This window comes from Thalassospira sp. SM2505 (genome assembly GCF_054901115.1).
The window spans coordinates 4247537-4272630 of sequence record NZ_CM142731.1 but is presented as its reverse complement, the minus strand read 5'-3'; the positions used below and the strand labels follow the sequence as shown (position 1 = coordinate 4272630).

At 54.9% G+C, this 25094-nt stretch carries 22 protein-coding genes; 5 read left to right on the top strand and 17 right to left on the bottom strand.

What is annotated here, in order from left to right; all coding sequences use genetic code 11:
- Nucleotides 1-19: 19 nt before the first annotated feature.
- Both yghX and ACTU44_RS19985 read right to left on the bottom strand, forming a co-directional pair.
- Nucleotides 20-910, bottom strand: coding sequence for a YghX family hydrolase (yghX, locus tag ACTU44_RS19990; protein WP_462096204.1), 891 nt, complete (start codon nt 908-910; stop codon nt 20-22).
- A 241-nt stretch (nt 911-1151) separates the two neighbouring features.
- Nucleotides 1152-2069: a LysR family transcriptional regulator gene (locus ACTU44_RS19985; protein WP_462096203.1), complete on the bottom strand. Its 918-nt coding sequence runs from the start codon at nt 2067-2069 to the stop codon at nt 1152-1154.
- Nucleotides 2070-2199: 130 nt separating this feature from the next.
- Here ACTU44_RS19985 and ACTU44_RS19980 point away from each other — a divergent pair, with 130 nt between their 5' ends.
- Genes ACTU44_RS19980 through atzF form a run of 5 tightly spaced genes read left to right on the top strand, consistent with a single transcriptional unit; the run spans nt 2200 to nt 9224 of the window.
- A complete protein-coding gene (locus ACTU44_RS19980; protein ID WP_462096202.1) occupies nt 2200-3804 on the top strand; it encodes an ABC transporter substrate-binding protein in 1605 nt (534 codons plus the stop codon).
- A 4-nt stretch (nt 3805-3808) separates the two neighbouring features.
- On the top strand, nt 3809-4834 hold the full coding sequence (locus ACTU44_RS19975; protein WP_114098118.1) for an ABC transporter permease: 1026 nt from the start codon (nt 3809-3811) through the stop codon (nt 4832-4834).
- Complete coding sequence (locus tag ACTU44_RS19970) at nt 4831-5760, top strand: ABC transporter permease (RefSeq protein ID WP_462096201.1); 930 nt, start codon at nt 4831-4833, stop codon at nt 5758-5760. The genes ACTU44_RS19975 and ACTU44_RS19970 overlap by 4 nt, the downstream gene beginning before the upstream one ends.
- A gap of 2 nt (nt 5761-5762) precedes the next feature.
- A complete protein-coding gene (locus ACTU44_RS19965) occupies nt 5763-7391 on the top strand; it encodes a dipeptide ABC transporter ATP-binding protein (protein ID WP_462096200.1) in 1629 nt (542 codons plus the stop codon).
- A gap of 48 nt (nt 7392-7439) precedes the next feature.
- Entirely contained in the window at nt 7440-9224 is a 1785-nt protein-coding gene (gene atzF / locus ACTU44_RS19960) for an allophanate hydrolase (protein WP_462096199.1), read from the top strand.
- A 176-nt stretch (nt 9225-9400) separates the two neighbouring features.
- Here the strand turns inward: atzF and ACTU44_RS19955 are convergent, their stop codons facing one another.
- Genes ACTU44_RS19955 through ACTU44_RS19885 form a run of 15 tightly spaced genes read right to left on the bottom strand, consistent with a single transcriptional unit; the run spans nt 9401 to nt 25094 of the window.
- Nucleotides 9401-10354, bottom strand: coding sequence for a D-2-hydroxyacid dehydrogenase family protein (locus tag ACTU44_RS19955; RefSeq protein ID WP_462096198.1), 954 nt, complete (start codon nt 10352-10354; stop codon nt 9401-9403).
- A gap of 30 nt (nt 10355-10384) precedes the next feature.
- A complete protein-coding gene (locus ACTU44_RS19950; protein ID WP_114098122.1) occupies nt 10385-11614 on the bottom strand; it encodes a beta-ketoacyl-ACP synthase in 1230 nt (409 codons plus the stop codon).
- Nucleotides 11611-12336: a 3-oxoacyl-ACP reductase FabG gene (gene fabG / locus ACTU44_RS19945; protein WP_462096197.1), complete on the bottom strand. Its 726-nt coding sequence runs from the start codon at nt 12334-12336 to the stop codon at nt 11611-11613. The genes ACTU44_RS19950 and fabG overlap by 4 nt, the downstream gene beginning before the upstream one ends.
- Nucleotides 12333-12830, bottom strand: coding sequence for a hotdog family protein (locus ACTU44_RS19940; RefSeq protein WP_114098124.1), 498 nt, complete (start codon nt 12828-12830; stop codon nt 12333-12335). Before ACTU44_RS19940 ends, fabG begins: the two co-directional genes overlap by 4 nt.
- Nucleotides 12827-14053 carry a beta-ketoacyl-ACP synthase gene (locus ACTU44_RS19935; RefSeq protein ID WP_114098125.1) on the bottom strand — a complete coding sequence of 409 codons (1227 nt, stop codon included), beginning with the start codon at nt 14051-14053 and terminating at the stop codon, nt 12827-12829. Before ACTU44_RS19935 ends, ACTU44_RS19940 begins: the two co-directional genes overlap by 4 nt.
- On the bottom strand, nt 14050-14685 hold the full coding sequence (locus ACTU44_RS19930; RefSeq protein ID WP_462096196.1) for a DUF3261 domain-containing protein: 636 nt from the start codon (nt 14683-14685) through the stop codon (nt 14050-14052). Before ACTU44_RS19930 ends, ACTU44_RS19935 begins: the two co-directional genes overlap by 4 nt.
- A complete protein-coding gene (locus ACTU44_RS19925; protein ID WP_114098127.1) occupies nt 14670-15899 on the bottom strand; it encodes an NAD(P)/FAD-dependent oxidoreductase in 1230 nt (409 codons plus the stop codon). Before ACTU44_RS19925 ends, ACTU44_RS19930 begins: the two co-directional genes overlap by 16 nt.
- Nucleotides 15900-15917: 18 nt before the next feature.
- Nucleotides 15918-18227, bottom strand: a complete 2310-nt coding sequence (locus ACTU44_RS19920; RefSeq protein ID WP_462096195.1) for an MMPL family transporter — start codon at nt 18225-18227, stop codon at nt 15918-15920.
- Complete coding sequence (locus ACTU44_RS19915; protein WP_462096194.1) at nt 18227-18895, bottom strand: LolA family protein; 669 nt, start codon at nt 18893-18895, stop codon at nt 18227-18229. The genes ACTU44_RS19920 and ACTU44_RS19915 overlap by 1 nt, the downstream gene beginning before the upstream one ends.
- Nucleotides 18892-19299 carry an acyl-CoA thioesterase gene (locus ACTU44_RS19910; RefSeq protein WP_114098130.1) on the bottom strand — a complete coding sequence of 136 codons (408 nt, stop codon included), beginning with the start codon at nt 19297-19299 and terminating at the stop codon, nt 18892-18894. The genes ACTU44_RS19915 and ACTU44_RS19910 overlap by 4 nt, the downstream gene beginning before the upstream one ends.
- Entirely contained in the window at nt 19296-20855 is a 1560-nt protein-coding gene (locus ACTU44_RS19905; RefSeq protein WP_462096193.1) for an HAL/PAL/TAL family ammonia-lyase, read from the bottom strand. The genes ACTU44_RS19910 and ACTU44_RS19905 overlap by 4 nt, the downstream gene beginning before the upstream one ends.
- On the bottom strand, nt 20845-22554 hold the full coding sequence (locus ACTU44_RS19900) for a glycosyltransferase family 2 protein (RefSeq protein ID WP_462096192.1): 1710 nt from the start codon (nt 22552-22554) through the stop codon (nt 20845-20847). Before ACTU44_RS19900 ends, ACTU44_RS19905 begins: the two co-directional genes overlap by 11 nt.
- Entirely contained in the window at nt 22551-24263 is a 1713-nt protein-coding gene (locus ACTU44_RS19895; protein ID WP_462096191.1) for an AMP-binding protein, read from the bottom strand. The genes ACTU44_RS19900 and ACTU44_RS19895 overlap by 4 nt, the downstream gene beginning before the upstream one ends.
- Nucleotides 24260-24865, bottom strand: coding sequence for a COG4648 family protein (locus ACTU44_RS19890; protein ID WP_336083918.1), 606 nt, complete (start codon nt 24863-24865; stop codon nt 24260-24262). The genes ACTU44_RS19895 and ACTU44_RS19890 overlap by 4 nt, the downstream gene beginning before the upstream one ends.
- On the bottom strand, nt 24846-25094 hold the full coding sequence (locus ACTU44_RS19885) for an acyl carrier protein (RefSeq protein ID WP_114098135.1): 249 nt from the start codon (nt 25092-25094) through the stop codon (nt 24846-24848). Before ACTU44_RS19885 ends, ACTU44_RS19890 begins: the two co-directional genes overlap by 20 nt.

Genomic DNA, 25094 nt, shown 5'->3' with positions numbered 1-25094 from the left:
GATTACGTATCAATGCGTGTCACGTCAGATATTTATTGAACCAGTCGATGGTGCGTTGCCAGGCCAGCTCGGCAGCATCCTTGTCGTAACGCGGCGTGGAATCATTGTGGAAACCATGATTGGCCCCGGGATAGATATAGGCCTCATAGACCTTGTTATTGGCCTTTAGCGCCTCTTCATAGGCGGGCCATCCGGCATTAATCCGTTCATCAAGCTCGCCATACTGCAACAGGATCGGGGCCTGAATGCGTGGCACGTCCTCGACCGCAGCCTGACGTCCATAAAACGGAACGGCCGCACCAAGTTCGGGATAGGCAACGGCTGCGGCATTTGCCACGCCGCCGCCATAACAAAATCCGGTAATCCCGGTTTTCTCGGTGGTGGCTTCATGCGCAGTCAGGAATTCGATCGCGGCAAAGAAATCATTCATCAGTTTGGTCGGATCGACAGTACGCTGGAGTTCGCGCCCCTTGTCATCATTGCCCGGATAACCACCAACCGATGTCAGGCCATCCGGGGCAAGTGCAATGAAGCCCGCCTTGGCGACGCGGCGCGCGACATCTTCGATATAGGGGTTAAGGCCGCGGTTCTCGTGCACCACGACAACACCGGGAACCTTGCCGGCAAGATTGGCCGGTTTGACCATATAACCACGTACTTCGCCATGACCATTGGGCGAAGGATACATGATATATTCAGCGACAATGTCGGGATCGGTAAAGTCAACCTGATGTGCCATCGCATAATTCGGGCTCATGGCATTCAGGATCGCAAGTGCGGTCATGCCCGCCACTGCATATCGACCGGCACGATCCAGAAATTCGCGGCGATCAATCATGCCATGGGCATAGAAATCATATAGCTCAAGAAGTTCAGGCGAAAAATCCTTGGCAGTCAAACGTTCCATCATGCGCTCCTGTCCTGAATGACATGGGGAATGGGGGGGCTGGTGGTGACGGTATCAATGGCAAGTAAGTGCAAGGCAATGCACGTCGGCGCCACCCGCTTCGCGGCGCGCCAAGATGTGCGAATGAGTTTCATCCAAGCCGGACTTTTCGCAAATCACAAACGCGCTATTGGCCTTGATTAAGTAAACGAGTTCACATACGGCCTGCGAATGCCGGGTGGATCACCGGAAAGGTCGGGTTGGATCAGAAAATACCCTCGCGGGTGATCTGATAATCCTTGAGTGCAGTGGCAAGTTGCATGGCAAAACGTGCAGAGGCCACAGGCAGAGTACGACCACGCATCTGCCCAAGGATCAGATTTCCCGGTGGTACGTCGCGTTCCGAAATCGGTCGAAAGACCAAGGAGCCATCATCAGGTATTTGAAGGCCAATCGGGATTTGGAAGCCGATGGCGTTTTCATGCAGAATATAGTGGCGAATAAGTTCGAAACTTTCGGTTTCGACCACCGGGGAAACCTGTCGTGATCCGCGCCGGGCTGCAAAATCAAGGAGATGGCGTACGCCAAACCGGTGTGTCGGTGCGACATGCGGAACATCCAGACAATCCCGCAAGCGGATTTCGTCGCGTGCGGCCAGCGGATGGTCGGCGCGCATGACAACATCAACTGTTTGCGGGATGGCATGAATGACTTCGAAATCCACCAGATAGATCGGCTCGAACACAAGTGCCAGATCGCTTGAATAGCTGGCAAGTTCCTGTTCTGCCTGTGCGCGGTCCCGGACATTGACGCTAAATGTCACACCCGGATGGGCCGCACGATAGATCGCAATCTGTTCTGGTAAAAAATAGGGCAACATTGCCTGCGAACAGGCGATTGATACGTGACCGCGCCGTTCGCCGCTAAGATCGGCGACCTGTCCCTGTACGCGCTCAAGGTCGGACGCCATGGCGCGATAGTGATGCAGCAAAAGTTCGCCTGCCGGATTAAGACGCACACCACTGGGCAGACGTTCAAAAAGTTCTGCGCCGAATTCTTCTTCAAACCCGTTGATGCGGCGGTTCAACGCCGACGCCGTCAGGTTCATATCCTCGGCTGCTTTGCGCATTGAGCCCGCCCGTGCAACAGCTTCGATCAGTCGGAAGGTTTGCAAGTATCTCATATCTCAACCATTTTCGATGGTGTTGCATTTTTTGCACCGGATTGGTGAAAACATAGCAGTTTTCGCGAACGCAAAATACTGCAAACTGACAGCAACGGATTCTAAAAAGCTGTTCATGGGGGTTTTCACGATGGTTACCAGACGTAATTTTCTAAAAGGTAGTGCTGTTCTTGCCGGTACCTTGCCTTTCGCCCGGACATTTTCCGCACTTGCTGCCGGAAGCGACACGCTGGTCGCCGTATCGTCGCAAACGGTCAATAGTCTCGATCTTCACCGCACCGGGACCAACCGTGCGTCCTATCAGATTGCGGTAAACTGCTATGACCGGCTGGTGTCGTTCGGCTCCAAACCGGCTGAAGGCGGTAGACTTTCCTATGATTATTCAACCATTGTGCCGGAACTGGCGGAAAGCTGGACCTTCTCCGAAGATGGCATGACCATCACCTTCAAGCTGAAATCCGATGCCGTATTCAATGATGGCAGCAAAGTCACCGCAGCAGACGTCAAATGGTCGTTTGACCGTGCCGTCAGTGTAGGTGGTTTCCCGACCGTTCAGATGAAGGCAGGCGGCTTTATCCGCCCGGAACAGTTCGAAGCCATCGACGATGAAACCTTTGTCGTGAAGCTTGATCAGGCATCAAAACTTTCATTACCCGATCTGGCTGTTCCGGTGCCCTTTATCATCAATTCCAAGGTCGCCAAGGAAAATGCGACCACCGATGATCCCTGGGCGATGGAATATCTGCACACCCACACCATCGGTTCGGGTGCCTATAGCGTTACCCGTTGGGATGCCGGTCAGCAGGTTGTCTTTGAACGCAATGACAAATGGGTTGGTGGTCCGACCCCGCCGGTACGCCGCGTGATCATGCGCGAAGTTCCGTCTGCGGCAACCAGCCGTGCCCTGATTGAACGTGGTGACGTTCAGGTTGCCTTTGATATTCCCGACAAGGATGCAGCCGAGCTGGCAGGGAAGGTCACCGTGCATTCAACCCCGATTGAAAACTGCATCCATGCGCTTTGCCTGAACACCAAGTTCGAACCGTTCCAGGACCCGGATGTGCGCAAGGCCATTGCCTTTGCCGTGCCCTATGAGGCGATCTTTAATGCGGCGGCCTATGGACGTGGTGCCCCGCTTTGGGGCGGTGAGCCAAAAGCAACTGACATCGCATGGCCGCGCAAGTCGCCATATGACACAGACCTTGAAAAGGCCAAGGAATATATGGCCAAGTCCGGCTTCGCCGACGGATTTGAAACCAAGCTTTCGATTTCGACCGATCTGTCATCATGGATGGAGCCCGCAGCCCTTCTTATTCAGGAAGCGGTTGGCAAGCTTGGCATCAAGGTTGAGATTGAAAAGATCCCGGGTGCCAACTGGCGTACGGCGGCACTGGTTGAAAAGCGCCTTGATTTCCATCTGGAAAACTTTGGCGGTTGGCTCAATACCCCGGACTACTATTTCTTCTGGGCCTATCAGGAAGGTCATCTGTTCAACTCGTCAAATTACTCCAATGCCGAGGTAGAACAACTGACCAATGAAACCCTGCACATGGCGATGGATGATCCGGAATATGCGCCGAAAATCATGCGCATGATCGACATCGTTCATGAAGACCTGCCGCGTATTCCGTTGTGGCAGCCTGCCCTTAACGTCGCGCTTAACGGGGCGGGTGGATATGAATTCTGGTTCCACCGGCAGCTTGATATCCGTGGCCTGACAACGGTGGAAAGCTAGGATCATGGCAGTCCGGGGAACCAGCGTTTTGACGCGCATCGCACAGGCTATTCCGGTCCTGTTCGGGGTCATCGTTATCAGCTTTGTCCTGACGCGCGCCTTGCCTGGTGACCCGGCTGTCCAGTTTGCCGGGATCATGGCAACGCCCGAAACCATCGAAGAAACACGGGCGAAGCTTGGTCTTGATAAACCCCTGCCAGAACAGTTCGTGGTCTATCTGGGTCAATTGTTTCAGGGGGACCTTGGGCAGTCGGTTTCGACCGGGCGACCGGTTCTGACCGAACTTGCAAGCCGACTTCCGGCGTCGCTTGAACTGACGTTAAGTGCGCTTTTGCTGTCCTGTCTGGTGGCGGTGCCGCTGGGTGTTCTGGCGGCAACGCGACCGGGAAGCTGGATTGACCAGATCTGTCGATTGCTGGTGACCATGGGGGTTTCGCTTCCGACCTTTTTCACCGGCGTGATGCTGATTTACATTTTCTATTATCTGCTGGGCGTTTCGCCATCCCCGCTTGGGCGGCTTGATTTCATCTATCTTGATCCGCCCCATGTGACCGGCTTCTTCCTGATTGATGCGGCACTGGACGGGGATTGGGAAACATGGTTCGGCGCGCTTAAACAACTGATCCTGCCTGCGGTGACGCTGGCGCTGTTTACGTTGGCCCCGATTGCCCGTATGACCCGTGCCGCGATGCTTTCGGCTCTGTCATCGGATTATATCCGGACCGCGCGTGCGGCGGGCCTTGGATCGGGTCGCATTCTTTATGGCTATGCGTTTCGCAATGCGCTTCTTCCGGTAGTAACCACGCTTGGCATGGTGTTTTCCTTTGTTCTGGGCGCGAATGTGCTGGTCGAAAAGGTCTTTGCCTGGCCGGGGATCGGATCCTATGCGGTCGAAGCTCTGATTGTTTCGGACTATGCCGCGGTTCAGGGATTTGTCCTGGCGATGGCGTTTCTTTTCGTCTTCCTTAATCTGGTGATTGATCTGGCCTATTCGCTGATCGATCCGCGTTTCGGGACATCTGGCAAATGAACAAGATCGTTTCATCCGCGTCTGATGCCGCATCGGTTCAAGTGGCGACGGCCAATGGCCCCGTGACCCCGGCAAAATCGAAATCGGGTGCCTTTGCCCATCTGATCTATGTGCTGCGTGAAAATCCGGTGACGGGCATTGCCTTTGCCATGTTCGGGATTTTGATCTTTGCTGCGATCTTTGGTCCGATGATCGTGCCCTATGATCCACTTGCCACCGATGCCAGCAGCGTCCTGCAGCCGCCATCCTTTGCCCACTGGTTCGGGACCGACAATCTGGGCCGCGATGTGTTTAGCCGTGTGGTGGTGGCAACCCGTCTTGATCTGGTGATTTCGGTGGCCGCTGTTGCCCTGTCCTTTATGATCGGATCATTCCTTGGCGCGGTTGCCGGCTATCGCGGCGGCTGGACGGATATTACGCTGAACCGTGTGCTTGATACCATCATGGCGTTTCCGCTGTTTGTTCTGGCGATGGGGGTGGTTGCGGCCCTTGGCAATTCGGTTGCCAACATCATTTACGCAACCGCAATCATCAATATCCCGTTCTATGCCCGACTGGTCCGGGCCGAGGTCAATATTCGCCGCAATGCGGGCTTTACTCTTGCCGCCAAGCTTTCGGGCAACAGTGATGCGCGCATTCTGGCCTTTCACATCTTCCCCAATGCGCTGCCACCGATGATGGTGCAGGTGTCGCTTAACCTGGGTTGGGCGATCCTGAATGCCGCAGGGCTCAGCTTCATCGGGCTGGGTGTCCGCCCGCCGACCCCGGAATGGGGGATCATGGTGGCCGAAGGCGCGAATTTCATCGTTTCGGGCGAATGGTGGCTGGCACTGTTTCCGGGGCTTTCACTGATGATTGCGGTTTTGACCTTTAACCTGATGGGCGATGGACTGCGCGATATCGTCGATCCCCGCCGGAGGACATGATCATGCTTTCGATCAAGGGATTAAGCGTTGCCTTCCGCACGCGAAATGGCGAAGTCAACGCAGTCAAAGGGATCGATTTCGAACTGGCAAAGGGCGAACGCCTTGGCATTGTCGGGGAAAGTGGCTCGGGCAAGTCGGTGACGTCCTATGCACTGATGCGCATTCTTGATGCCGGTGGGCAGATCAAGGCGGGGGATGCGATCTATAGCGGGATCGATCTTCGCAATGCATCCGAACGCGATATGCGTGACATTCGCGGGCGTGAAATCAGCATGATTTTCCAGAACCCGCGCGCAGCACTCAATCCGATCCGCAAGGTCGGCCATCAGATCGAAGACGTTTTGCGCCGTCACAGCCGGGCAACCCGCCACAATGCCAAAGCCAAGGCGATTGAAGCACTCGAAGCGGTTAAAATCCGCGATGCCGCTGCCCGTTATGAGGCCTATCCGTTCGAACTTTCGGGTGGCATGTGTCAGCGCGTGGTGATTGCCCTTGCGCTTGCGTGCGATCCGAAACTGATCATTGCCGATGAACCGACCACGGGGCTTGATATCACGACCCAAAAGGCGGTGATGGATCTGGTCGATGATCTGGTGCGTGCACGCGGCATGTCATCAATCCTGATCACCCATGACCTTGGACTGGCATCGCAATATTGCGACAGGATTGTCGTGATGAAGGATGGCCTGATCGTCGAGGCTGGTGATCCGGTGACCCTGTTTACCGATCCGCAACATGCCTATACCCGCAAACTGGTCAATGCCACGCCACGCCGGACCGGTTCGATCCGTGCCTTGTTGCCGGAAGGAGAACGCACCGAGCTTGCGCCGCATGTGGTTGGTCAGAAGCCGCTGATTGATGTGGTCAATCTTGCCAAGACCTATCAGGGCAAAAGCGGCCCGGTTCATGCGGTCAAGAAAATCAGCTTTACCATCCACGAAGGCGAAAGTGTCGGTCTGGTCGGTGAATCCGGTTGTGGAAAATCGACCACGTCCTCAATGCTGGTACGGTTGCTTGATGCCACATCGGGCAGCATCTTTTACCGTGGCGAAGATATCGCCAGCCTCCCGGCGGCGAGCTTTGCCAGGCATCCGTTGCGTTCGAAAATCCAGATGGTTTTTCAGGACGCAACGGATAGCCTCAACCCGCGCTTTACCGCCCGTCAGGCCATTGCCGATCCGTTGTACCGGTTGATGGGGATGCGCGGGGATGCAGTGACCAAACGGACCGAGGAACTGGCCGAAATGACCGGCTTCCCGGCCCATCTTCTGGACCGGTTCCCCCATCAGCTTTCCGGTGGGCAAAAGGCCCGTGTGGGAATTGCGCGCGCCCTTGCCACTGAACCTGACTTTCTGATCCTTGATGAACCGACCGCTGCCCTTGATGTGTCGATCCAGGCACTGGTTTTGAACCTTCTGGCGGATCTTCGTGTGCGTCTTGGTATCAGTTACCTGTTTGTCAGTCATGACCTTAACGTTGTGCGGTTGCTGTGTGATCACGTCATCGTCATGCAGAACGGTGCAATCGTTGAATCCGGTCCGGTCGCGACCGTGATGGAAACCCCGCAACATCTCTATACCCGCGAATTGCTTTCGGCCGCCCCACAGGCTCCGGAACGTGAAATCGCCTGACCGATATCTGCCTTCAAACTTCAATTACGCCACAGACGGAATGCAAAAATGATTGCTGATCTTCCTTTTACACTTGCCGCCCTGCGGCAGGCATACGCATCAGGTGTGAGTCCGACGCAAGTCATCGAAGAGGCGTTTCGTCGACTGGATGCCACCAATGATCCGGGCATCTTCATTCATACTGCACGCGATGCAGCCCTTGCCGCGGCCAGGGAACTTGGCAGTTATGACGGGCGTCCTCTTTGGGGAGTGCCCTATGTCGCCAAGGACAATATTGATGTTCTTGGCATGCCAACTACGGCAGCCTGTCCTGATTTCGCCTATGATGCGACGCGTGATGCCTTTGTAGTGGCCCAGCTTCGTGTGGCCGGTGCGATCTGTCTTGGCAAAGCCAATCTTGATCAGTTCGCAACGGGCCTTGTCGGGGTGCGCAGCCCCTATCCGGTGCCACTGAATGCGGTTGATCCGGCAATTGTGCCCGGTGGTTCATCGTCGGGATCAGCCGTTGCGGTGGCGCACGGGATTGCGACATTCTCGCTTGGAACTGATACGGCGGGGTCGGGGCGTGTACCCGCAGCGCTAAACAGCATTGTCGGCCTTAAACCGACCCTTGGTGCCTTTTCGGCAAGCGGGGTGGTTCCGGCCTGTCGTACCCTTGATACGATTTCGATCTTTGCGTTGAACGTGTCAGATGCGTGGGACGTCTTCGAGGTTGCCGCGAAATATGATCCCAAAGATGCCTATTCCCGAGACTTCCCGGCAATGGGCGGGTTGCGCTCTGTTGTACCGACGCGGGTTGCCGTGCCCAATGCCAAGACCCTTGAAACATTTGGCGATGACATTCAGGCCAGCCATTTCCACAAGGACGTCAAAAAGCTGTCCGAGCTTGGATGCGAAGTCACCGAGATCGATTTCACGCCGTTCTACAATGTCGCCAAGATGCTTTATGAAGGCGCATGGGTGGCCGAACGTGTTGCCGCTGTTGGATCGCGTCTGATCGAAAAGCCCGAAACCATCCACCCGACCACGCGCGCCATTCTTGAACCGGGTTTAAAGCTTTCAGCTGCCGATGCCTTTAACGGTATGTATCGCCTTAAGGATCTGGCGCGGGAATGCGAATTTGCGATGGCCGGGATTGATGCGATCTGTGTGCCGACCATTCCGCATTTCGTATCGGTCGAGGATATTACTGCCGATCCGATCGGGCCGAATTCCCGTCTGGGGACCTATACCAATTTCGTCAATTTGCTTGATATGTGCGGGATTGCCGTGCCCACGGGGGCGCGCAGCGATGGCCGCCCGGGCAGTCTGACCATCCTTGCGCGTAAGGGCGAAGATGCCATGGTTGCCTCGCTGGCAGCGCGTATGGAAGACGGCATGGTTGGTGCGACCAGTTGGGATCGGGCTGAACCGTTGCTTCCTTCTGATACGGTCGGGGCCGATGAAATCGGCATGGTGGTTTGTGGGGCACATATGTCGGGCCTGCCACTTAATCCCGAATTGACCGGACGCGGAGCAAGGTTGATACGAAAAACCAAGACCGCAGCAAAATACAGCTTCTACGCTCTTGCCGGTGGTCCTCCCAAACGTCCGGGCATGGTTGCGATGGCCGATGGTGGTGCGGCGATTGAGGTCGAGGTTTGGGCATTGCCGAAATCGGAAGTCGGTGGCTTTCTTACCGGGATTCCGTCCCCGTTATGTCTTGGCTCGGTAGAGCTTGAAGACGGAACCTTCGAGAAGGGCTTCCTGTGCGAAAGTGCCGGTCTGGTCGGTGCAACCGAAATCACCGATCTTGGAAGCTGGCGAGCCTTTATCACCAAGATGGCAGGCTAAGCTATCGGGTTTTGTGCGGTGCTAGCACGAAATCAAATGTGGATTTCCAAATGGTCGTGCCGTTATCAACTTTGTCAAACGGCGCGACCAGACTTTCCTTCACGCCAAAGACTGTATTGGCCGGATATGCAGCGGGCGATGGGGCTATCGTGGGGCTGGTCGCAGCACAAGGATACTCAATCGGAAATGACGCGGATCGGCTTTCCATTGATCCATGCCAGAACGGCCTCAACGGTTTGACCGTAAAACACTTCCCAAGTGTGGCGCGTGACATAGCCAAGATGGGGTGTCAGCAACAAGCGGTCACATTTGCGCAGCGGATGCGATGGCGGCAAAGGTTCGCGGTCATAGACATCAATTCCGGCGCCTGCGATCTCGCCCTTGTTAACGGCATCAATCAGGGCAACGTCATCGACAATCGGTCCGCGTGATGTGTTGATCAGGAAGGCAGTTTTCTTCATCTGTGCGAATTCAGCACTGCCTATCAGCCCGCGTGTCCGGTCCGAAAGACGCTGATGAATGGTGACGAAATCGGCATCACGCAACAGGGCTTCCTTGCTGTCCATGTATTCGACGCCCAGTTCTTCGCAGCGTTCTCTGGTCAGGTTGGCGCTCCAGGCAGTGACGCGCATCTCAAAGGCCTGTGCGATTTTGGCGATCTTTGCGCCAAGCCGTCCCAGACCAACGATCCCCAGTGTCGAACCGGCAAGGTCCTGACCAAGACCAATCTGCCAACCGCCACCGCGCATGGAAGCGTTCTCGTCGACGATATTGCGCGCCAGTCCCAGCATCAGGGCAAAGGTCAGTTCAGGTGTTGCGGTGGACGGGCTTTCTGTGCCGCAAACAGTGATGCCAAGTTGATTGGCGGTTGCGACATCAATCGCGTCATTGCGCTTGCCGGTCGTCACAATCAGTTTCAGGTTTGGTAATGCGCGTATCAGTTCGCCGGATATCGGGGTGCGTTCGCGCATGACGCACAAGACATCAAAGGGCATCAAACGATCACGAAGGGCATCCGGATGAATGATCGTGTCATTAAACACCGTGATTTCGCCGTGAGCAGTCACGCCTGACCAGTCCGCAGCTTGCAGGGCAAGGTTCTGGTAATCGTCAAGAATGGCAATGCGCATAGTGTGGTCGTTCCCGTTTCGGCCCGCGTTTTACGCTCTGGCAAGGATCAGTGACGTATTGATACCGCCAAAGGCGAAATTGTTGCTCATCAGATATTCCGCAGCAATGGCGCGCGGCTTGTCCCGGATATAGTCAAGCTCGGCACAATCGGGGTCGGGGGTCACAAGGTTTGCGGTTGGAACAAAGGTTCCTTCGCGCATCATCTCAAGCCCAAGCCAGGCTTCAATGGCGCCGCATGCCCCAAGAGTATGGCCAAAATGACCTTTCAGGGTATGGATCGGAACGGCACGTTCAAACACGGCCCGTGTGGCTTTGCTTTCTGCGAGGTCGCCATGATCGGTTGCGGTGCCGTGACCGTTGACGATGTCGATATCGGCCGGTGACAGGCCCGCATCTTCAAGCGATTTGCGCAGGGCGATTTCCATCTTGTCGGCCTGTGGCTGGGTGATGTGTGCCCCGTCGGAATTGGATGCAAATCCGACAATCTCGCCAAAGATGGTCGCACCGCGCGCGACGGCATGTTCATATTCTTCAAGGATCAGGGTCCCGGCCCCTTCACCGATCACCAGACCATCACGGTTCTGATCATAGGGGCGCGGGGTGATTTCCGGATGATCGTTGTTGTCGCTGGTGGCAAACAGGGTATCAAACACGGCCACCATGGTGGGGCAAAGTTCTTCGGCACCACCGGCAATCATGACGTCTTGCATCCCGTATTTGATGGCCTCATAGGCATAACCGATCCCCATGCTGCCCGATGTACAGGCGGTTGATGTGGGAATGATCCGCCCGCAAATACCATAAAGGACACCGATATTGACCGCTGATGTGTGGCTCATCATCTGGATATAGCTGGTCGCGGTAATCGCGTTGCTGTCACCGGTTTCCATCAGTCGGGTAAAGCCAAGAACGGGCGGGGTGCTTCCGAATGAAGACCCATAGGCAATGCCAAGGCGTCCCCCCTGCAGGATTGATTTTTCGTCGCGCAGGCCCGCCATTTCAAGTGCCCGGTCGGTTGCGGCAACCGACATCTGGGCAACGCGGCCCATGCTGCGCAGCTGTTTGCGGTTGAATTTGCCCTTAAGGCTGAAATCCTCTACAGGACCGGCAAGGCGGGTACGGAGATCATATTTCCCGTCCCATTCATCCATGCGTTTGATGCCGGTTTCACCCGCATTCATCCGTGATGAAATGGTTTGCCAGTCATTGCCCAATGCGGTGATCCCGGCCATGCCGGTCACAACAACCCGTCTGGTCATAGCATCCCCCCGTTCACGCTGATGACCTGCCGGGTGATATAGGACGCATCGGCACTGCACAGGAAGGCCACGGTTGCCGCAATTTCATCAGCGGTGCCGTAACGACGCATCGGGATCATGGCCTTGACCTCGTCTTCGGGCAGGTCATCGGTCATTTGCGTTTCAATAACCCCCGGTGCCACGGCATTGACGGTGATCTTGCGTTTGGCAAGTTCAAGTGCCAGCGATTTAACCGCACCAATGATACCCGCCTTGGATGCGGCATAGTTCACCTGACCGCGATTGCCAGCAAGTCCGGCAATCGACGTCAGTGCAACGATACGTCCACCTTTGCGACGCTGGATGATCGGCATGATCACGGGTTTCAGGACATTGTAAAAGCCATCAAGATTGGTGTGCAAGACACTGTCCCAATCGTCATCTTCAAGTGCGGGAAAGGCATTGTCACGCGTCAGACCGGCATTGAGAACCACGCCATAAGGCGCGCCAAATTGTGCGATATCTTCCTCAAGCGCGGTGCGTGTTGCGTCACGATCTGCAATGTCAAAGCAGATCAGACGGCCCTGACGACCAGTCGCAATGACATCATCAAGAACCTTTTGCGCGCCAATCTGATCGGAATTGTAATGCACGATGACGTCAAATCCGTCGCGGGCAAGGCGTCTTGCGGTGGCGGCACCAATGCCTTTGCTGGCACCGGTTACCAGTATGGTTTCTGTCATGGCTTTGCCGTGTCCTGATTAATGGTCGTCGTGTTTTCTTGTTGTGCGTCGTTTTCCGAAGCGGGCTGATAGACATTGATCTGTGCAAAGACCAGAACAGTTTCCCTGTTTCTGACTTCGCCTTCAAAGACGCCCATCTGTTCATCTTCGAAGATGTTTTTTACAAAGACATCAAGACAACTGCCAGCCTGAAACCAATCGCATGCAAGGGTCATTTTGCGCGTTCCCAGAAGATAGCCGATCCGGGGCGGCGAGGTCGGGTCTTCCTGCTTGCCGCGCCAGCCGCTATAGGCGGCAACGGCCTGCGCGATATATTCAATCCCGACATAGGCCGGAACCCCAAGTCCTTCCTCGAAAAACATGCTGTTTTTGTGAATGGTGACGCGGGCATGGAGTGTTTGCGGATCAGCCGAACATACCTCGTCAATCAGCAGCATCGGGGATGCATGCGGGACCAGTTCATCAACAGCAGGGATGGCAGAATGTTCATTCATGATGACGGGCCACTATTGTTAAAACCGCGCCCGAGAATTACGGACACATTGCTGCCGCCAAAGGCAAAGGAATTGCTCATCATTGCAGACTGATCAGCTGGCGCAAGACGCTGACCGACGGTTTCGACCAGATTGATGGCAGGAATCCCGGGATCAATAACACCATCCCAGATATGGCGGGGCAGCGGTGCACCATCATGCATCTGGTTGAGCGACAACCAAAGAATTGCAGCCTCGATCGCCCCCGCCGCACCAAGGGTGTGACCGGTCATTGGTTTGGTGGAACTTACTGCGACCGGGTGATCAAATATGGTGTGAACCGCGCGGGCTTCCATGCTGTCATTAAGCGGGGTCGCTGTACCATGCAGATTGACATAGGAAATGGCGTCTGTTGGCAAACCTGATTGTTCAAGGGCTGCGCGCATTGCCGCCATCGCCCCGATCCCGTCAGGATGTGGTGCGTTCGGATGATGGGCATCGGACGTTTCGCCGACCCCCATAACAGCAATCTTGCCGCGATCCGGACGCATGACAAACAATGCTGCCCCTTCGCCAATATTGATCCCGTCACGATTGATACTCAGCGGATTACAGATGCCTGTTGCAACCGAACTCAGCGAATGGAAACCGCGCACGGTCAGGCGGCATAGGCTATCAACACCGCCAACCAGAACCGCATCACACAAACCCGCCCGGATCAGGCGCTGGGCCGCGCCAAACGCCTTGGCACTTGATGAACATGCCGTTGAAATCACATAGGCCTGGTTTTGCAGATCAAGCGCATCGCGCAGGAATTCGGCAGGTGATCCGATTTCCTGATCCTCATAACGGAAACTTTCCGCCCAATGGCCGGTCGTCAGCCGGTCGCGATAGCCAGAAGTGCCTTCTTCGATCCCTGATGTACTCGTTCCAAGAATGACAGCGACCCGGTCCTTGCCAAATGTTGCAATAACATCGGAAATTTCATCAGAAATCTGGTTTGCCGCAGTCCAGAGCAAACGGTTGTTGCGCGTATCGTAATGACCAAGATGATCGGGTAAAGGATCAACCGCCCCGGTAAAAGTCCCCAATATGGTGCTTTCACCAACCAGATAGTCCTCATGCAGACGCATGTCTGCCGGGCGATCACCAAACAGCGTTTCCGATGATTGGGCGATCCCCGTACCGAGGGCCGATACCATGCCCAACGCGGACAGAAATGCGGGTTTTTCGGTCACGTTCATGGCGTCATCCGCCTTGAATTAATGGCAAGATCATAGCCAAGTGCCAAATTGCGCAACGTTGCCTGACCCTGCCAGGGATCACCATCAGGACGGTTGATCTGCATGAAGATATCGCCATCATTTTGGGTCTTGATCATGCGTTTGTTGCCTGTCTCCGAAATCGACAAATCAGTGCCAAGGGCGCTGCGCACAACATCGACCGGCCAATAGGTCATGATCATATCGGCAAGCAGGCGACGCCCGTCAACCATTCCGGAAACCCAGTCTGCGGTGGTGATATCAAGTGCATTTTCTGTCCAGTCGATATCAAGGGCACGGCGTCCCAGATCGTCAAGTACCGTGATTTTGACGCGGTCGGCATTGATGGCAATGCGGGCAATAAAGGTTGCGCGATCCTGCCCGGATTGGGGGGTCGGGTTCTTCCATTTTGCCGAAACCTGCTGGGTGACATTGATGACCGTGTCTTTCAGCCAGGGCTGATCGGGAAGTGTCAGCGCAGCACCACTGACCTGATCAAGCACGATCACGTTATACGCACTTGTCCGCGCCATTTCCGAAGTGGAACTGGTCGATATTTGCGTACTACATGCACCGAGCATCACGGCGGTCAACAAGGTCAGGACTGATCGCATAGGTCGTGCAACATCTTAAGGTAATGGTCGGTTTTGCTTACCAGTGGATTGTCGATATTCCAGGCGTAACCGGCAAGGATCGAGACAACCATGCGCTTGATCTGTGTGTCGTCGGTCGGCTGATTGAAAATGATCGTCTGAAGGCGCTCGTCATACCATGCGTCAACATAGGAACGAAAGGTCGCAACCCCCTTTTCGAGCGGGTCGGCATAGTCCTTTTGCCAATCCACGTCTTTGCCCTGATGATGTTCGATCAGAACCTTGGCGGCCATTTCGGCTGACTGCAGGGCGATGGTTACCCCCGATGAGAAAACGGGATCAAGGAACCCGGCGGAATTACCCAGCAGGGCATACCCATCCCCGAATAGCTGGTCGGACTGGGCACTGTACCCGGCAATCGCATTCAGCGGCCGGGTTGGTTTGGCGTCGGCCAGCAACGTGCCCAGTCGGGTCTCGTTGATCAGTGTGTCAAAGATATCCTGCTGTTCCATGGCTGACCATTTGGGGTCTTGGTCCGGAAAGATAACCCCGACCGATGACGTGCCGTCCGAAAACGGGATCAGCCAATACCAGATTTCATGATGGGTCGGATGAACCGTAATCAGGATCTTGTTCCGGTCATAGTCCGGATCGGTAATGTTGTCCTGAATATGGGTAAAGAGTGCCCGCCGCTCTGTCGAATGGTCCGACCGTGCAATGCCCAGCATGCGGGGCAATACGCGTCCGTAACCACTGGCATCAAGGACAAATCCGGATCGAAGATGCTCGACCGCGCCCTGATCATTTTCAAATGTCAGTTGGCATTCGCCCTTGGCAAGTTCGGCACGGGTTACCTTGTGACCAAAACGGATATCAATGCCCGCATTTGTCGCATGATCGGTCAGGATTTTGTCAAACCGGGCGCGTTGGACCTGAAAGGTTGTTCCCCAGCCGTCGGTTTCGAAATTCTCGCGAAAATCGATGGCCTGATATTGCGGGCCGCGTTCAAAGACAGCACCATTTTTGAACTGGAACCCGGCTTCTTCGACAGCATCCAGAAGACCTGCACGTTCAAGAATATTCATGCAATTGGGCAAAAGGCTTTCGCCAATCACAAAACGTGGAAAGGTTTGTGCTTCCAGGACAATAACACTGAGCCCGGCATCATGCAGAAACTTGGCTGCAACCGCACCCGCCGGTCCGGCACCGATAATCGCAACATCGCAATCGCGCATTTGTGTTCTTCCTTTCGATTACCGGCTGTCGGTAGTGTCAGCTTGTGCGGGTATTGAACACATCCAGTAGGAAAGTATCCAGGCACAGGCCAGACCGATTGAAATGATGGTGCCGATGGTATTGACCACCGGTACCGAGCTTGTCGCCAAAAGCCCAAAGGCCAGAATGCTGCTGATCAGGGACAGGAACACGGCAAAGCGGATTTCCGTCTGTTGGCCGTGATGTCGACTTTCAGAGGTGAAAATCGCGTAATCCGCCCCGATGGCAAACACCAGAAACAGCGCCATGATTGCAAAGAAATTGATCGTCACACCCAATGCGAATGCTCCGATAACGGCAATCAGGATGGCAATCAAGGGTGCGGCAAGAACGTTCAAACCGGCATATGCACCATATCTTATGACGGCAAGGATACCGGCAACGATCAGCGATGCCGCAAGCGCAATCGTGGCCCAGTTCCGGTAATGGGCGAACTGGGCTGTGATGGTTTCGCGTGGATTGATCAGTCGGGCATTGGGAATGTCTGCAATTGCGTCGCGAATGGCATCGGCATTTTTAACGGCACCAAGCCGGATAATATCGGTTTCCCCGTGCTGCAAGCTCGCAAGGGCCGGGATGGTCCCCAAAATATCCGGATCAGGTTCCAGAAAATCACTTTCGGTATGTTGGGTGGGAATTTTGATCGGTAATGATGCCCGCAGCTTTGCCCCAAAGGGTTCTTCCAGTTCCTTAGCAACCAGTTCGCGGTTTTCTTGCTGTCGTTTAATCGATGGAATGACATCGGACAGACCAAACAGACTTCCCAGAATACCGTCCCGGATAATCGGGGTCAGGGCGGTGCGTACAGCTTCACCTGTTTCGAGGCGGTCCTGAACATTGCTGCCATCAATGCGGATGAATTGCGGATTGCCCCCGATACCCAGCGTTTCGCCAATCTCGCGGACATCTTCGATCAAGGCTGCATTGCCGTGACCAAGGGCCGCTATATCGTCATTGGCGGGCAGGGAATAGACGGTTGTAATCAGGCCGATGACCGCACATGCCAGAACCGCCAGACGTTGTTTCTGAGGGATGCGGACTTTCAGCAAAGCGGTATCAATATGGGCATAGATCGTGCGGATGGCTGACCGCTCCCTTGCATCACGATGGGGCAGAACGGGCAGGATCGTCACCACAGTGACATAGGCCGCAATCAGTCCGGAAATGGAATAAAGCGATATCTGTGCAAGCAAGACTGTCGGCGTCACGGCAAGGGCTGCAAAGCCGCAAACAGTGGTCAGAAGGCCAAGCCGCAAGCCCGGACGAATATGCGCAAGCCGTGCGCTGGCAGCCCCGACTGACTTTGGCAGAACCAGAAAATGCAGCGCATAATCAATCGAAATACCAATCAGGCTTGCACCAAACACCAGTGCAATGGCGTGGATGCTGTCAAAGACGACAACAAGGGCGGTAATCCCGGCAAGCAATCCGCTGCCCACGGTCAGCAGTGTCGCAACCAGTGGAAGTGCCGACATAAAGACACCAACCACCATCATGATCACACCGATGGTGGCAATTATCGCAATGCGTTGAACGTCGCTGCGTGCGTGGCTGGCTTCTGATACGGCAAAGAAAACCTGACCGGTTTTTGCGATGTGAAGCGCAGCATCGGATGCGCTTCTTGTCGCAATCACATCGTTGATCTGTTCCACCCATTGCGCTTCCTGCCCGTTGGTGCGGACATCCGGCGACAGGGTGATGATGATTGGTGTTGCAAACCGGTTGTCATCCTGAACCAGACCGCTTTGTCCGATCTTGCCACCAAGTTCGGACAGAAACCCCGGAAGAAGCGAAAATGGGTCGTTTCCAAGCGACTGAGCACTGATCATGGATGACGGGGAATAGAGGTCCTGCAAGGCACGACGAAACAGTCGCTGCCCGTCACTATTCATCAGACTATCGCGATCCTTTTGCGATAAAAGCCCGTTGGCATGCTTTTGATAAAACCCATAAAGGGACTGCGCATCACCGGTTTCAAAACCCGGCAGACTGACATTGTTCGTGCCAGCAATGTCACGAAACTCTTGCGCCATATCCCGGCTTGCGGCCTCAAGGGTATTGCGATTGCCATGTGAGACCATAACGATGGCCTGACGGGCATCGCGTGCCAAAAGATCACGGACAATATTGATATCTGAAAACCGTTCGGCGTTTTCCGGACCACTTTCCTGCCCGATCAGGGCAAGAATATCGCCATCAATGCGGCTGTGCTTCGCGCTGATCTGCCAGACCGTCACGATCCCCATGACCAGCAGACAGATCACCCATATGGTGGCGCGCAGCTTCATTATTGTGCCTGCCCGGACAGAAGGACTGCGATATCACCCGGCAAGGGCAGGGATGCCTTTGCCTGATTGCCAAGTGTGATGTCATCATAATCGCCAGATGGCTTTTTAATCGTGACATGTTCAACGAATTGGTCGCCCGATGCCGTGATCTCGATGATCTGATCGGCAATCGGAAGACCGGCAAGCGGGACAAGTTTTACGTGCCAGGATGCATTGGTTTCGCCGGTTTCCGGGGGAATTTCAGAAAGGGTGAAATGTGCCGACAAGGCATCCCAGTTTCCGGCAAGAACGGCAGAAATCAGGGCGATGAATTGATGAAACTGTGCGCCACTTGCAATGACTTCTGTGCTGCCATCGTCAAGCACACGGGTAATCCCGCGATCTGTCATCACAGTGGTATCGGGGAATGGTTCCTGATTTTCCCACACCAGCCCGTCTTTGGGTGACAGGGTAAAGTTGCCCGTTGAAACAAGGGGCTGATCAAACCCGTTCAGGTGCCGGTCCAGTTGAAAGACCCCGGTCAGATAGGCATCATCGGAAATTGAAAGTGGTGCGGAAATACCCGCACTATCGGCCCGCACAGATGAAACCAAAGCTGAAATTGTCATCAGAATGACAACGCCAAAGGTCACCAATATCTGCTGTGCGATGGTGCGAAGCCTGATCATTTTTGTACTTCCAGCTTGGAGATCAGACATTCCGGGCTGGCAAACAGCATTTCGCCGGTCGCCTTTTCAACGGCAACCTGAATGGTAAAGCCCTTGGTCAGCTTGTCACCGGTTTTGGCGTCGGTAATCAGATAATCAATCTTGAGCCGGTTTTCATATTCCCTGAGTGTTGCGGTAATGCGGATTTCCTGTCCGAACCGGCAGGGACGGACATATTTGACCCGCATATCGACGACCGGCCACAGATAGCCGCTTTCATCCATCTGCGGATAGTTATAGTCAATCTTGTCAAGCAGCGCACAGCGGGCATTTTCAAAGAACTGAACGTAATTGCCGTGCCAGACCACATTCATCGGATCAAGATGATAGAACTGGATGGTTTCGGTGACGGATGCGGCTATCATGCGACCTCCCCGTCATAAAGTGCCCAGTGGCGGCCCTGAATACGTGAAATCACCAATCGCAAGGTCGCTTCAAGTGGCTGGTCTTCATCGATAAAGCCAATGTCTTCCTTAAGCTGGTCGATAAAGCGGACAAGGTCCGGGCCGAGTTGTGCTTGCGTAATCTCGCCCGATTTCTCCCGCAGGCGGATGGCCTGAAGGGCCGCAATCAGGTTGGCTGCAACCACCTGTTCGGTCAGTTGAAGGACACGCAGGCAATCGCGCGCGGCAATCGTGCCCATGCTGACCTTGTCCTGGTTATGACATTCGGTTGATCGTGAAAATACGCTGGCCGGCATGGTTTGTTTCAGGGCCTCAGCCGTCCAGGCCGACGCACCGATTTGGACGGCCTTCAGGCCATGATTGATCGATGCACGATCAGCCCCCGATCCCGACAGGTTGGATGGGAGGCCGTGATTGAACCTGGTATCAACCAGAAGCGCCATCTGCCGGTCCATCAGATCGGCCAGATTGGCGACCAGTGTCTTCATGCCATCCGCAACAAAGGCAATGTGGCCGCCGTAAAAATGACCGCCATGCAAAATGGTGTTTTCACCAACATCAAGCAGCGGATTGTCGTTTGCACTATTGAGTTCGATTTCAAGCGTCCTGCGGAAGGTGGGCATCATATCGGCCAGCACACCAATCACATGCGGCGCGCAGCGCAGAGAATAGCGATCCTGCAAGCGTGCCGGTTCGTAATCCGGTCCAAGATGGGCAAGATCATTCTCAATCCATGCTGCAATCTGTGCCTGTCCGGGGTGGGGCTTTGCCGCGAAAAGCCGTTTGTCGAAATGTGCGGGATTGCCCAGAAGGCCAATGCTTGCCATTGCTGTGATACGGCTGGTCAGTTTGCAAAGATATTGTGCGCGAACAAATGCCTGACACATCAGTGCCGTCATAACGGCCGTACCATTCATGATGGCCAATGCTTCTTTGGGGCGCAACACCAGTGGCGTAAGGCCAGCTTGCTCAAGTGCATCCTTGGCTGTTGTTTGGGTGCCGCGATAGAGCACATCGCGCTCGCCGATCAGGGCCGCAGCAACATAGGATAGCGGGGTCAGGTCCCCGGAAGCCCCGACCGATCCCTCTTCGGGGATCAGCGGCGTAATGTCATGGGCCAGAAGGCCGGTCAGCTGATCAAGAAGATCGACACTTACGGCAGAATAGCCACTGCAAAGTGATGCCAGACGGACGGCCAGCACCGCACGCGCCTGATCGGCGGGCAGGATGTTGCCAAGACCGCAGCCATGAAAACGGCTTAGATGCAGGGGGAGTTCTGCAACCAGTTCGGGGGGCACGCGGCGTGATACTGAATCCCCATAACCGGTGGTGACCCCGTAAATATGACCATGCTCGCGCAATTCGCGATCAAGGAAGTCCGCGCCATTCTGGATGCGATTGCGGAACTCTGCGTAACCAGACAGAACCGGTTGGGCGCGCTGTTCTGCCAGGGCAATCACATCCTCGATCATCAGATCGTTCTCGCCGAAAATGATGTTGATGTGATTATTGGTCATTATCTGCCTTTTTCTTCGCCCAGAAGTCATAGAAATTGAACCATTGCAGCGGTTCATTAACAACAATCTTTTCAAGCCATTGCGCATACAGGCTGGCGTAATTTTTGATTGCCTCTTCGCGCCTTGCACGTGGCAGGATCATCTGATCGGCCAGCTTGTGCCAGGCAATCCTGAATTTTTCCCCCGAACGCCATGCCGCAGCCGAGTAGACCGGGCATTGCAGCAGATAGGCAAGGATAAACGGACCTTGCGGGAATGGCGCGTCTTCGCCAAGGAACGGTGTGTGGACCGTTTTGTCGCGTGCGCCAATCGCAACGCGGTCGGCGGCAATCACCACCCATTCCCCCCGGTCAACCCGTTCGCGCAGCATCATCGCGGTGTCAGGGCCGATGTCGGTGACTTCAATCAGGTCGACCTGACTTTCGGGGGCAAATTTCTTCAGGACACGACCAAACCGGGCGGCATTTTTTTGATGCAGCAACACGTTGACGCGAAAATCGCGATCCCGGCTGGCAATGGCGCGCACCAGTTCCATATTGCCGAAATGCGAAACCAGCAGAACCACTGCCTGATTGCGCGGCAAATAATCAAACAGGCTGGTGGCATCATCGGGAAGGTCAAGATTGCTTTCTTTTAGCCGCCCGCTCCAGGCGGCGATCTTGTCGAGCGCGCTTTCACCAAACTGAACAAAATGGCGAAACACATTCATGCGCGTTGGTGCAATATCCGCCCCGGCCTTTTGCGCGCGGCCCAGAAAATCATGTGACGCCTGTCGGGCAGTGCGACCGGTCAGGTAGAAGTAAAAAATGATCGGCAACATGATCGCCAGACAAAACCGCCGGCCGCAATAGCGATACACCATGCCAAGGAACCGCATCCCGAAATAGATGCCCCGTTCATCAATCTCTGACCAGTGCTCGGACGGTGGGGGTGTTGCGCTGTGTGATCCCGTTTTCCCGGTTTGGACAAATCGCCCGCCACGGATCACAAATCCCGGCAACCGCCAGATCATGCCAAAAACCAGTCTGGTATGCATCCAGCTGATCAGGACATTGTCCTTCCACATCCGGAAGTTTGATGTGTTTCCTTCGGGGTATGTCACTCTGGTCGGGATATGGATCACCGGCACACCGCGCCAGAACAGACGCACCATCAGTTCGGTGTCAAAATCCATCTTTTTGCCAAGGTCCTCTTCGCGCCAGACCGCAAGGCTTTGTTCAAGCGGATAGACACGAAACCCGCACATGCTGTCGCGGATGGCAAAGGAAAGCGTTTCAATCCACACCCATACATGGGTCACCCAGCGCCCGATTTTGCGCCCGGTCGGAATGCTGTCGTCATAGATCGGAAGACCGGTGATCAGTGCATCCGGGTTACCATTTGCCGCAGCCAGCATCTCAGGGACCCGGGCAAGGTCATGTTGCCCGTCGGCATCAATCTGGATGGCGTGGCTAAATCCGGCCTTCCGGGCAATTTCCATTCCTGTCATGACCGCCACACCCTTCCCGCCATTATGTGGCAGCCGATGACAGATCACGCCATTTTCCGGATCATGAAGGCTTTCGACGACCTGTCGTGTCTGTTCATTTGAGCCGTCATCAATGATGAACACACAAAGATCATGGGCGCGGATCGACGCAACGACATCAGCCAGAACGCTATGGTGATTATGGGTCGGGATCAGCGCACAGACTTTCACGCGACGTCACCTTGGTATGTATCGGGCGTGCGTAACTTCAGGGTGCCCGAACTATGCAGATCGGCTTCGTCGGATCGGTAACAGAATTTAAGGCGCCCTGCCACTGCGTCATAATCAAGTTCAAGTTTGATGATGTCGGTGGGTGTTATTGGTTTGCGGAATTTAAGCTGGCTCACCTCGGACACATTGCGTGATGACCCGAAAAGCGACGCGCCAAAAAGGGCGGCCCAATGAAGCTGTACGACGCCGGGAAGGATCGGTTGCCCCGGGAAATGCCCCTTAAAGCAGGTCATGTCGGAATTAAGTGCAAGCGTCATCGAAAGGCTGTTGCCATCGCCTGTCTGACTTGAAACCGCCGGAAGAGTATTGCCATTGTCGTCAAATAGTGCGCGCAACAGATGCAGGGGTTTCTTGCCCTGACTGTCTGTAGGAAGGGCATCAACAAATCGCCAGCGTTGTGGTAATGCCGCGTCATCTTCAAATTGCGCAAGATCACGGCGCAAAAGGCGTCCCATCCGGAAACGGCCGCGCTTTTGCAACTCTGTCTGGCCCTTGTCGGTCAGAACCGCCACAACGGCCAGTCTTTGATCATCTTCATGGGCCAGAAGTGCAACAGCGTCTTCGACAAGGTCGCTTTGACGAAGGTGTTCTTCCACTGCACCAAGCGAAACACGCTTGCCCTCGATCTTTACCACCCGGTCGGCGCGACCTTTAAGCACGAAGCTATGGTCTTCGGTGTTAATGTCGACCCTGTCCTGTGTCTGATACCAGTCATCTCCGGCAATATGGTTTGCGCGCACGCGCAGACAGCCGTCATCATTCAGTCCGGTATCCAGCCCCGGAAGCGGATACCATGGTGTGTTTTCACCTTGCTGTTGACGCCAGGCAATACCACCGGTTTCGGTGCTGCCATAAATTTCGGTCGGGCAGGTGCCAAGCATCTTGGTGGCGGCCTGTGCCGTCGGTAAATCAAGTGGTCCGCCAGAACTCAGGACAAGTGCGGGGCGTGGCGCATGGATCAGATCGGGATGAAGGTTTTTAAGCTGTGCCGGACTGGTAACCAGCAAGTCACCGGTTCCCAGTTCGGCAAGAACCATTTCCCAGAACGGGGCCGGTTCGGCGCGGGTGACTTGCCTGTTCATGACCGGCCAGATCACCCGAAAGATCAGACCATAGATATGCTGATGGGAAACAAGTCCGATGACCCGCGATCTTTCCTGCATCAACGGGCACCAAAGCGGGGACTGGGTTTTGATTTCGTCCTCGATCTGGGCAAGGGTCTTTATGATCGGCTTCGGGATGCCACTTGATCCCGACGTAAAGAAGATGGCCTTGCAGGATGTTGCATCCGCAATAGTGTCATGCGGATCGTTTGCCGTTTCCGGATCGTTCGGATTGCCAAGCAGATCAGCGATGCGCACATCATCCAGATGTGTATCAAACTGCTGTCCGATTTCATCGAGATACCCGCTTTTGTCCGTCGCAGGCAGGATTGCGGTTGAACCGGACCGCCACACGGCCGCAAGAGCAATCAGGAACAGGCGCGTGGACTGGCAATAGATCGAAACGCGCGATCCCGGTTCAAGCATTGCAGCAAGCTTGTGGATATCGGCCTGAACGGTGCCGACATTGATCGTGCTGCCACCTTCGAGAAACAAGGCGGTTTTAGTATTGCGAGGATCACTGAGGTTTGTGAAAAAAACGCTCATGCGTTCTCCTGCCGGGGATTGTTTTGTGATTTCCGGTTATGGCGGGCGCGCAGGATACGGCGCACCGGCCATTCCCCAACGAACAAGACCCCGATCAGGACATAGGAAATCAGTCCGTTATAAAGCGTCCATGTTTCGATACTGGCATAAAGGGCAGTCCATGCCGCAACGGTGCCATTCAGAACAAAGAACCCGACCCATATGCCGGTCAGTTTGCGGGTGTAAGCGATGGCATAGGCATCAAGTTCACCAGACCGAAGCCGTGCAAACCGTTCAATCATCGGCATCCCGGAAAACAGGGATAGTCCGAACAGGGCGGCAAGGGTTGAACTGACAATGACCGGATAAAAACGGATTGCCACCAGTGCGCTTGCAATCCCCGCAGAGCTCAGAATGACCGCAATCACAAGAAAGCTTGCCGCCTGTGCGCGTTTTCCACTGCCAAGAAACAGGGCGGCGCGCAGGACGACAGCAACAATCAGCATGATAAGGATCAGACGTGGCGAAAAGATCGAAAGCCCGAAATAAACCAGTACCGGATAGGCAATACCCAGTATCGCAAGCAGAATGGCGCCGACGCGACTAGGAGCTGACCAGGTCATGAATTTTCTCGACCACGTCATCGACGGTTCTGACCGATTTGAATTCAGTGGCCGGGATTTTCTTGCCGGTAAGTTCCTGGAATTTGACGATCAGATCGACAGCATCGATGCTATCAAGATCAAGGTCTTCCATCAGGCGGGCATCGGGCGTGATGTCTTCGGCCGGGACCTCGAACAGTTCGACCAGATAATGCTGCAACTGGTTATAGACTTCGTCGCGACTATGCAT